At 63.4% G+C, this 10,101-nt stretch carries 8 protein-coding genes; 2 read left to right on the forward strand and 6 right to left on the reverse strand.

Features of this window, described 5'->3' with window-relative positions; translation table 11 throughout:
* Positions 1-42: 42 nt before the first annotated feature.
* The 6 genes from phoU to G3436_RS02495 form a co-directional block, all read right to left on the reverse strand.
* A complete protein-coding gene (gene phoU / locus G3436_RS02470; RefSeq protein WP_163940898.1) occupies positions 43-801 on the reverse strand; it encodes a phosphate signaling complex protein PhoU in 759 nt (252 codons plus the stop codon).
* A gap of 67 nt (positions 802-868) precedes the next feature.
* Entirely contained in the window at positions 869-1,702 is an 834-nt protein-coding gene (gene pstB, locus G3436_RS02475; protein ID WP_163940901.1) for a phosphate ABC transporter ATP-binding protein PstB, read from the reverse strand.
* An 83-nt stretch (positions 1,703-1,785) separates the two neighbouring features.
* Entirely contained in the window at positions 1,786-3,456 is a 1,671-nt protein-coding gene (gene pstA / locus G3436_RS02480) for a phosphate ABC transporter permease PstA (protein ID WP_163940904.1), read from the reverse strand.
* 17 nt (positions 3,457-3,473) lie between these two features.
* On the reverse strand, positions 3,474-5,762 hold the full coding sequence (locus G3436_RS02485; RefSeq protein ID WP_163940906.1) for an ABC transporter permease subunit: 2,289 nt from the start codon (positions 5,760-5,762) through the stop codon (positions 3,474-3,476).
* A 139-nt stretch (positions 5,763-5,901) separates the two neighbouring features.
* A complete protein-coding gene (locus G3436_RS02490; protein ID WP_163940908.1) occupies positions 5,902-6,903 on the reverse strand; it encodes a phosphate ABC transporter substrate-binding protein PstS in 1,002 nt (333 codons plus the stop codon).
* Between the two features lie 159 nt (positions 6,904-7,062).
* Complete coding sequence (locus tag G3436_RS02495; protein WP_163940911.1) at positions 7,063-8,352, reverse strand: MFS transporter; 1,290 nt, start codon at positions 8,350-8,352, stop codon at positions 7,063-7,065.
* Positions 8,353-8,712: 360 nt separating this feature from the next.
* Between G3436_RS02495 and G3436_RS02500 the strand changes: the two genes are divergently transcribed.
* Together G3436_RS02500 and G3436_RS02505 are read left to right on the forward strand one after the other, a co-directional pair.
* Positions 8,713-9,114 (forward strand): acyl-CoA thioesterase, encoded by a 402-nt coding sequence (locus G3436_RS02500; RefSeq protein WP_009402429.1) that lies wholly within the window; start codon positions 8,713-8,715, stop codon positions 9,112-9,114.
* A gap of 72 nt (positions 9,115-9,186) precedes the next feature.
* Positions 9,187-10,083 carry a D-hexose-6-phosphate mutarotase gene (locus G3436_RS02505; protein ID WP_163940914.1) on the forward strand — a complete coding sequence of 299 codons (897 nt, stop codon included), beginning with the start codon at positions 9,187-9,189 and terminating at the stop codon, positions 10,081-10,083.
* Positions 10,084-10,101 lie beyond the last annotated feature (18 nt).

Raw genomic sequence — 10,101 nt, forward strand, 5'->3', positions numbered from 1 at the left:
AAAACGCCCGGCCAGGGCCGGGCGTTCATTCTCGGGGCAGTCTTACTTATCGTCAGATTTGCCCGGAACATTAGCCTTTTCGCCGCTGCCCTCGACCTCTTGCTTCATCCGTGCCAGGCCCAGGTGACGCACGTCGGTACCGCGCACCAGGTAGATCACCAGCTCGGCGATGTTGCGTGCGTGGTCGCCGATGCGCTCCAGCGAACGCAGGGCCCAGATCACGCTAAGCACCCGCGAAATCGAACGCGGGTCTTCCATCATGTAGGTCACCAGCTCACGCAGGGCCGTCTTGTACTCGCGGTCGATGGTCTTGTCGTACTGCGCCACCGACAACGCCAGGTCGGCGTCGAAACGGGCAAATGCATCGAGCGCATCACGCACCATGTTGCGCACCTGGTCGCCGATGTGGCGCACCTCGACGTAGCCGCGTGGCGACTCGCCCTCCTCGCACAGCTGGATGGCGCGGCGGGCGATCTTGGTGGACTCGTCGCCGATGCGCTCCAGGTCGATCACCGACTTGGAGATGCTGATGATCAGGCGCAGGTCCGACGCTGCCGGCTGACGCCGGGCCAGGATGCGTACGCACTCCTCGTCGATGTTGCGCTCCATCTGGTTGATCTGCTCATCGACCTCGCGCACCTGCTGGGCCAGGCCCGAATCGGCCTCGATCAGCGCGGTGACCGCGTCGTTGACCTGCTTCTCGACCAGCCCGCCCATGGCCAGGAGGTGGCTGCGCACTTCCTCGAGCTCGGCGTTGAATTGCTGGGAGATGTGATGGGTAAGGCTGTCTTTGTCGATCATGAAGAATCCTTGGAGCGTCCGGTGAGGTGCGGTCGAGCGCAGTGATCAGTCGTTGCTGCAACCGGGCCTAGCCGTAGCGACCGGTGATGTAGTCTTCGGTCTGCTTCTTCGCCGGGTTGGTGAACAGGGTGTCGGTGTCACCGTATTCCACCAGCTTGCCCATGTACATGAACGCGGTGTAGTCAGAGACCCGTGCCGCCTGCTGCATGTTGTGGGTCACGATGACGATGGTGTACTTGGACTTGAGCTCGTAGATCAGCTCTTCGACCTTCAGCGTGGAGATCGGGTCGAGCGCCGAGCACGGCTCGTCGAGCAGCAGTACTTCAGGTTCAACCGCGATGGTACGGGCAATCACCAGACGCTGCTGCTGACCACCGGACAGCCCCAGTGCCGACTCGTGCAGGCGGTCCTTGACCTCCTCCCACAGTGCCGCGCCCTTGAGCGCCCATTCCACGGCCTCATCCAGTACACGCTTCTTGTTGATGCCCTGGATGCGCAGGCCGTATACCACGTTCTCGTAGATGGTCTTGGGGAACGGGTTGGGCTTCTGGAACACCATGCCGACGCGACGGCGCAGCTCGGCCACGTCTTCGCCCTTGCGGTAGATGTTGTTGCCGTCGAGGTTGATCGCGCCTTCCACACGGCAACCGTCCACCAGGTCGTTCATGCGGTTGAAGGTGCGCAGCAGGGTCGACTTGCCGCAGCCCGACGGGCCGATGAAGGCGGTCACGCGCTGCTTGGGGATGTTCAGGCTGACGTCGAACAGCGCCTGTTTTTCGCCGTAGTACAGGCTCAGGCCGGGCACTTCGATGGCCACGGTCTCGTTGGCCAGTTGCAGGCTCTGCTTGGTACGACCCAGGGCCGACATGTCGATGCCGTGGGCGTGGGATTCATGCTGCATGGTCAGACTCCATACGCTATCAATTTCGTTTCATCGAACCGCCCGGCGCTCGGCGCACAGGCGGCAGCTGCAATAAGGGTGTCTCAGGCGTCCAGCGCCTTGTACTTCTCGCGCAGGTGGTTACGGATCCACACCGCCGAGAGGTTGAGGGTGGCGATCACCATCACCAGCAGCAACGCGGTGGCATACACCAGCGGCCGCGCGGCCTCGACGTTGGGGCTCTGGAAACCGACGTCGTAGATGTGGAAGCCCAGGTGCATGATCTTCTGGTCCAGGTGCAGGTACGGGTAGTTGCCGTCCACCGGCAGCGACGGCGCCAGTTTCACCACACCCACCAGCATCAGCGGTGCCACCTCGCCGGCGGCGCGGGCCACGGCCAGGATCATGCCGGTCATCATCGCCGGGCTGGCCATCGGCAGCACGATCTTCCACAGCGTCTCGGCCTTGGTGGCGCCCAGGGCCAGCGAGCCCTCACGCACGGTCCGCGGGATACGCGCCAGGCCCTCTTCGGTCGCCACGATCACCACCGGCACGGCCAGCAGCGCCAGGGTCAGCGAGGCCCACAGCAGCCCCGGTGTACCCAGGGTCGGCGCCGGCAGGGCTTCAGGGAAGAACAGCCGGTCGAGCGAGCCGCCCAGCACGTACACGAAGAAGCCCAGGCCGAACACGCCGTAGACGATCGCCGGTACACCCGCCAGGTTGTTCACCGCGATGCGGATCAGCCGAGTGACCGGGCCCTGACGCGCATACTCACGCAGGTAAACCGCCGCCAGCACGCCGAACGGGGTGACGATCACCGCCATGATCAGGGTCATCATCACGGTGCCGAAGATCGCCGGGAAAATCCCGCCTTCGGTGTTGGCTTCACGCGGGTCGTCGCTGAGGAACTCCCAGACCTTGGCAAAGTAGGTGCCCAGCTTGGTGAAGTAGCTCATGCCGTTGGGCTGGTAGGCGTGGACCACCTTGTCGAGGTTGATCTCGACTTCGCGGCCGTTGCCGTCACGCGCCACCAGGCTGTCGCGGCTGAAGTCCTGGTGCAGTGCGCCCAGGCGTTCCTCGATGGCCTTGTAGCGGTTGTTCAGCTCGGCGCGCTCGGCGTCCATGTCGGCTTGCGCGGCGGCGTCCAGCTTGCCGTCCAGCTCCAGCTTGCGCGCTTGCAGGCGCAGGCGCTCCAGGCCATGGTTGATGGCGCCGATGTCTTTCTTCTCGAGCTTCTGCAGCTCGCCGGCCAGGCCGTCGGCACGCTTGAGGCGTGCTTGCAGCTCGTTCCAGGCGGCCTGCCCTTCGGCGACCACCTTGCCGTTTTCCTTCACGCTGACCAGGTAGCCGTAGAAGTTGCCCCACTCGCGGCGCTCCAGGGCCATCAGGTCGACGGGTTTCTGCTGGTCGACCAGCCAGTCGCCGACCACCCAGGAGAAGTCGCTGCCGTTGAGGTCGCGGTTACCGACCTTGATCAACTCGCGGGTCATGAACTCCGGGCCGTTGTCGGGCACCGGCAGGCCGGCACCCTTCAGACGCGCCAGCGGCACCTCTTCCTTCTGCACGACTTCGCCGACCACCACGTGGCTGGCCTGGCCCGGCACGTTGTAGCTGGCCTGGATCAGGTCAGCCGGCCAGAAGTGCGCCAGGCCGCGCACGGCGATCACGGAGAGCAGACCGATGGTCATGATCACCGCGATGGCCACCGCGCCACCGCTTATCCAGACGCCGGGGGCGCCGCTCTTGAACCAGCTCTTGAGGGAATCCTTTTTCACGGATCTCTACCTTTCTATCAAAGCGACGAGTATTTCTTGCGCAGACGCTGGCGAATCAGCTCGGCCAAGGTGTTCATCACGAAGGTGAACATCAGCAGCACCAACGCGGCGAGGAACAGCACGCGGTAATGACTGCCACCGACTTCCGACTCGGGCATCTCCACCGCGACGTTGGCCGCCAGGGTGCGCATACCTTCGAACAGGTTCATTTCCATGACCGGGGTGTTGCCCGTGGCCATCAGCACGATCATGGTTTCACCCACCGCGCGGCCCATGCCGATCATCAGCGCCGAGAAGATCCCCGGGCTGGCGGTCAGGATGACCACGCGGGTCAGGGTCTGCCACGGCGTGGCGCCCAGTGCCAGCGAGCCCAGGGTCAGGCTGCGCGGCACGCTGAAGACGGCGTCTTCGGCAATCGAGTAGATGTTCGGGATGACCGCAAAGCCCATGGCAATACCGACCACCAGGGCGTTGCGCTGGTCGTAGGTGATGCCCAGGTCATTGGTGATCCACAGGCGCATGTCGCCGCCGAAGAACCAGGTCTCGAGGAACGGGCTCATGGTCAGCGCGCCCCAGCCGGTAAACAGGATCACCGGAATCAGGATCGCCGCTTCCCAGCCATCCGGCACGCGCAGGCGCAACGACTCAGGCAGGCGGCTCCAGGCAAAGCCGGCCAGCAGGATGCCGAACGGCATCAGCAGGAACAGGCTGAACACACCCGGCAGGTGGCCTTCCAGATACGGCGCCAGGAACAGGCCAGCGAAGAAGCCGAGGATCACCGTCGGCATCGCTTCCATCAGTTCGATCACCGGCTTGACCTTGCGGCGCATGCCCGGGGCCATGAAGTAGGCGGTGTAGATCGCCGCGGCAATCGCCAGCGGTGCGGCCAGGATCATCGCGTAGAACGCGGCCTTGAGCGTACCGAAGGTCAGCGGCGACAGGCTCAGCTTGGGCTCGAAGTCGGTGTTGGAGGCGGTCGACTGCCAGACGTACTTGGGCTCGTCGTAGTTTTCGTACCAGACCTTGCTCCACAGCGCGCTCCAGGACACTTCCGGGTGCGGGTTGCGCAGGCTGGCCGGGATCAGCTTGCCGCCTTCCTCGACGATGATGCGGTTGGCCCGTGGCGACAGCGCCAGCACGCCAGCGCCTTCAGCCAGCGGCTCGACCAGCAGGGTACGGTGCGCGGTGCTGTGGAACACGCCGAGCTTGCCGCTGGCGTCCAGCGCCACGAAGCCCTTGCGACGTTCCTCGGCATCGATCTGCACGATCGGCGCGCTGCCCATCTGGAAGGTACGGATCTTCTTGAAGCGTTGTTCACCATCCGGGTCACGGGCCATGAACCACTGCGCCAGGCCACCCTTGGAGTCACCAATGATCAGCGAGATGCCACCCACCAGCTGGGTGCTGGCAGTGACGTCGGTGCTGGCATCGTCAAGCAGCTTGTAGCGGCCATTGAGGCTCTTGTCGCGCAGGCTGAACACGTCGGCCTGGGCCCGGCCATTGATCACGTACAGCCATTGCTGGCGCGGGTCGATGAAGATCGCCTTGACCGTCTCGGTCATCTGCGGCAGCTCGATACGGCTCTGCTCGCTGGTGACTTCGCCGGTCATCATGTTTTCTTCGCGGCTCAGTTGCAGTACCTGCAACTGAGCGCCGCTGGAGCCGGCGACCACCAGGGTCTGGCCATTCACGTTGAGGCTGACGTGCTCAAGGGCACGGCCGGCCTCACCAAGAGCGAACGGCTCCTGGCCATACGGAAAGTCGATGGCCGGGGTGATGGTCTTCTTGTTGTTCGGGTAGGTGATCTTGTAGCTGTGGCTGAACACCAGCGCCTGGCCATTGGACAGGCCCAGCACGATCAGCGGGTTGCCTGGCTGGTCGGCACCGATCGAGGTCACCTGGGTACCGGCGGGCACCGGCAGCGCCACACGGCTGAGCTCGGCACCGGTCTTGGTGTCGAAGAACAGCGCCTGACCGTTGTCGGAAACGCGCATGCCCACCAGATTCTGCTCTTCGAGCGCAATCATCAGCGGCTTGCCGGCGTCCTGGCTCAGCCAGGTCGGGGTCATGGCTTTCTTGGTGGTCAGTTCGGCGCCCTGGAACAGCGGCACGACCACATAGGCCAGGTAGAAGAAGATCAAGGTGATCGCCGCCAGCACGGCAAGCCCGCCCACCAGTACATACCAGCGGGTCAGGCGATCCTTGAATGCACGCAGGCGACGCTTGCGTTGCAGCTCGGGCGTATTGAAATCAATCCGCACGGGGGGGGAATTTTGGGTCATGGTGGAGTTGGCCAGATCATTCATGCGCTCACCCTAGCGGTCCCGTATGACAAAAACATGACAATGCAGTGACGCAAAAAAGCCCGCCGCCCAGACATCCCTGGCAGCGGACCCGCAATTTGCAGCGCAGCCTGGAGGGCTTCCAGGCCGCGCCGGTTCACACTCAGTTTGCAGCAACGCCTTTGGCGGCGTGGTTCAGGCCCAGGTCGGCCAGTGCTTTCTCAGCCACTTTGGCGGGCAGCGGGATGTAACCGTCCTTCACCACGACCTGCTGACCGGCCTGCGACAGCACCAGCTTGACGAACTCGGCTTCCAGCGGGGCCAGAGGCTTGTTCGGCGCCTTGTTGACGTAGACGTAGAGGAAACGCGACAGCGGGTAGGTACCGTTGAGGGCGTTGGATTCGTTGTCTTCGACGAACGCGCCGCCTTCTTTCTTGGCCAGAGGCACGGTTTTCACGCTGGCGGTCTTGTAGCCGATGCCCGAGTAACCGATGCCGTTCAGCGAGCTGCTGATCGACTGCACGACCGAAGCCGAGCCAGGTTGTTCGTTGACGTTAGGCTTGAAGTCACCTTTGCACAGGGCTTCTTCCTTGAAGTAGCCGTAGGTGCCGGATACCGAGTTGCGACCGAACAGCTGCACTGGCTTGTTGGCCAGGTCGCCGGTCACGCCCAGGTCGCCCCAGGTTTTCACGTCGGCCTTGGCACCGCACAGGCGGGTCGAAGAGAAGATCGCGTCGACCTGGGCCATGGTCAGGCCCTTGATCGGGTTGTCCTTGTGCACGAACACGGCCAGGGCATCGACGGCGACCGGGATAGCAGTCGGCTTGTAGCCGTACTTCTGTTCGAACGCCTGCAGCTCGACGTCTTTCATCTTGCGGCTCATCGGGCCCAGGTTGGCGGTGCCTTCGGTCAGCGCGGGTGGCGCAGTGGAGGAGCCGGCGGCCTGGATCTGGATGTTTACGTTCGGGTATTCCTTCTTGTAGGCCTCGGCCCACAGGGTCATCAGGTTGGCCAGGGTATCGGAACCGACGCTGGAGAGGTTGCCCGAGACGCCAGTGGTCTTGACGTAGGTCGGAATAGCAGGATCAACAGCGGCAACTGCGTTGGCAGTCGCAACGCCAGCGGCGGCAAAGGTCAGGGCCGCCATCAAACGCTTCAGTTTCATGCCTTACTCCTAGCAGGAAGTGGGGTAGATGGTTCGGGCCCAAGTATCTGCAGGCCGCATGACTACTCTATGAACTGAATGTGACAATTAGATGAAAGGCCATCACCTCGAACGAGGGATGGCCTTTTCAAAGTGTTGCGAGGGGCGTTGCAGAGGGGGTCAGCGTTTGGTTGCGAGCAGGTAGATGCCCACCAGCAGACCAAGGGTGCAGATACCGGCCACGTAGTAGGCCGGGCCGAGCGGGCTGAACTTCATCAGCGAGGTGACCATGATCGGGGTCAGGCCGCCGAAGATCGCGTAGGCCAGGTTGTAGGAGAACGACAGGCCGCTGAAGCGCACCACCGGGGGGAAGGCACGCACCATCACATACGGCACCGCACCGATCACGCCGACACACAGGCCGGTCAGCGCATACAGCGGGAACAGCCAGTCCGGATGCGCCGCGATGCTGTGGTAGAAGGTCCAGGAGCTGGCCAGCAGCGCCAGGCTGCCGCTGACGAACACGCGACCGGCGCCGAAGCGGTCGGCCAGTGCACCGGCCCCGATGCAGCCGATGCTGAGCAGCACAATGGCCAGGCTGTTGGCCTGCAAGGCGGTGGTAGCGCTGAAACCGTAAACGCTCTGCAGTACCGTCGGCGTCATCAGGATCACCACGATCACGCCGGCCGACAGCAGCCAGGTCAGCAGCATCGACAGCACGATGGCACCGCGGTGGTCGCGCAGCACCGCGCGCAGCGGCACTTCCTCGGCCAGCGCCTTGCGTTGCTGCATCTCGGCGAACACCGGGGTTTCGTGCAGCCAGCGGCGCAGGTACACCGAGAACAGGCCGAACACCCCGCCCATCAGGAACGGGATACGCCAGGCGTAGTCGGACAGCTCTTGCGGGGTGTAGACGGTATTGATCAGGGTGGCGACCAGCGAGCCGAGCAGGATGCCCGAGGTCAGGCCGGCGGTCAGGGTGCCGCAGGCGTAGCCAACGTTGCGCCCCGGCACGTGCTCGGACACGAACACCCAGGCCCCGGGCACTTCACCGCCGATGGCCGCACCCTGGATGACCCGCATCACCAGCAGCAGGATTGGCGCCCAGATGCCGATCTGCGCGTAGGTCGGCAGCAGGCCCATGATCAACGTCGGTACGGCCATCATGAAGATGCTCAGGGTAAACATCTTCTTGCGCCCCAGCAGGTCGCCGAAGTGGGCCATGACAATGCCGCCCAGCGGACGCGCCAGGTAGCCGGCGGCGAAGATGCCGAACGTCTGCATCAGGCGCAACCACTCGGGCATGTCGACCGGGAAGAACAGCTTGCCCACCACCGCAGCAAAGAACACGAAGATGATGAAGTCGTAGAACTCCAGCGCACCACCCAAGGCGGAAAGCGACAGGGTCTTGTAGTCACTGCGGGTGAGCGGGCGCGAGGGCTGCTCGATAGAGGTGGGCACGGAGGTCATCGAAGTGTCTCTTATGGGCAAATCAAGCCGCAGCAGCGCTGGCCCGGCCTGTCAGGAGGTCGAACGATAGCAAATTGCTTGAAAAAGCACACAGATCTGCATAAACAGCACAGATAATCGTGACCGCATGGTCGTCGCTCTGCGCGAGGCTCTATATACTGGCCGCTCGTATTAAGAGGTTACGCCTTGTGTGGGATGTTGTGCGAAAACGCCGCTGAGTATGCTTAGTCGGTTTCGCAGAGTTTCCCTTCGCCGCCCGGCAAAGCGAAAGCAGCGTAGTATGTTTCGTGCTGAATCGTTTTTCGCGGCGTCCGCACCAGCGCCACCAACGAAGCGTTACGGGTCAGAGGCACCCCCGGCATGATTGAACTCGAACAAGAAGATCCTATCCCGCAAGGCGACCTGGCCTTGCAGATCACCGCATTACCCCGTGAAACCAACGGTTTTGGCGATATCTTCGGCGGCTGGCTGGTTGCCCAGATGGACCTGGCCGGTACCGCCATGGCCAGCCGTGTCGCGGGTGGTCGCGTGGCCACTGTGGCGATCGATCGCATGGCCTTTCTGGTGCCAGTAGCCGTGGGCGCGCAGCTGTCTTTCTACACCCAGACCCTGGAGATCGGCCGCAGCTCGATCCAGATGATGGTCGAAGTGTGGAGCGACGACCCGCTGAGCAGCGAATGGCGCAAGGTCACCGAAGCGGTATTTGTGTTCGTTGCCATCGACGGCAGCGGGCGCACCCGTTCGGTACCGCCTCGTCGCTGAGCCGGGGGCGCGTTAAACTCGGGGGTCTGCGAGAGGTCCAAGACCTTGTAGGCCACCCATCGAGTACAACGCATGTCCACACCCAAGGTAGAAGTCGAACAGCACGGTGAACTCAGCTGCTGGCGTATCAGCACGCCTGGCGCCGAGCTGTTGATCGCCCAACAGGGCGCACAGGTACTGAGTTACCAGCGCGTGGGCGAGCCGCCGCTGCTGTGGCTCAGTGACCAGGCCATCTTCAGGCAGGGCAAGTCGGTGCGCGCCGGCGTACCGGTATGCTGGCCCTGGTTCGGCAACCTTCAACGCAATCCGCACGCCGTGCAGGCCATGTACCACGGCGCCGAAGCGCCAGCGCATGGCCTGGTGCGCGGGCGTGACTGGCAATTGCTCGGCATCGACAGCCAGGATGAGGTGGTACGCGTCGACTTCACCCTGCCCCAGGCACTGGGCGACCTGCCTGGCTGGCCACACGCGGTCGAGCTGAAACTGAGCATCGTGCTGGGCGAGCGACTGACGCTCACCCTCAGTAGCTACAACCTGGGCAATGAAAGCGTCACGCTCAGCCAGGCCCTGCACAGTTACTTGGCCGTCAGCGATGTGCGCGGGGCGCGGGTGCAAGGCGTGGACGGGTTGGGGTATATCGAGACCCTGGCGGACTGGGAACAACGCACCCAGCACGGTGACCTGGCGTTTGCCGGGGAAACCGACCGTATCTACCTGCAGGCGCCTGATCGGTTGAGCATCGTCGACCCGGCATGGAACCGGCGTATCACCCTGCATACCCAGGGCTCGCGCTCGGCAGTGATCTGGAATCCATGGGTGGACCGAGCCGCCGAGTTACCGGACATGGCCGATGACGGCTGGCAGCGCATGCTGTGCATCGAGACAGCGAATGTGTGGGATGACGTGGTGACGCTCAAGCCTGGGGCGACGCATTCGCTGAGTGTCAGTATCGGTAGCGAACCGCTCTAGACCGCTTTCGCTGGCAAG

Origin of the sequence: Pseudomonas brassicae, from assembly GCF_010671725.1 — a bacterium.
GTDB classification, from domain to species: domain Bacteria; phylum Pseudomonadota; class Gammaproteobacteria; order Pseudomonadales; family Pseudomonadaceae; genus Aquipseudomonas; species Aquipseudomonas brassicae.

What these genes read in the sequence shown, in the direction of transcription:
- G3436_RS02505 (WP_163940914.1), top strand. Translation starts at nt 9,187, where the DNA reads ATGTCCACACCCAAGGTAGAAGTCGAACAGCACGGTGAACTCAGCTGC.
- G3436_RS02495 (WP_163940911.1), bottom strand. Translation starts at nt 8,352, where the DNA reads ATGACCTCCGTGCCCACCTCTATCGAGCAGCCCTCGCGCCCGCTCACC.
- phoU (WP_163940898.1), bottom strand. Translation starts at nt 801, where the DNA reads ATGATCGACAAAGACAGCCTTACCCATCACATCTCCCAGCAATTCAAC.
- G3436_RS02490 (WP_163940908.1), bottom strand. Translation starts at nt 6,903, where the DNA reads ATGAAACTGAAGCGTTTGATGGCGGCCCTGACCTTTGCCGCCGCTGGC.
- G3436_RS02485 (WP_163940906.1), bottom strand. Translation starts at nt 5,762, where the DNA reads ATGAATGATCTGGCCAACTCCACCATGACCCAAAATTCCCCCCCCGTG.
- pstB (WP_163940901.1), bottom strand. Translation starts at nt 1,702, where the DNA reads ATGCAGCATGAATCCCACGCCCACGGCATCGACATGTCGGCCCTGGGT.
- G3436_RS02500 (WP_009402429.1), top strand. Translation starts at nt 8,713, where the DNA reads ATGATTGAACTCGAACAAGAAGATCCTATCCCGCAAGGCGACCTGGCC.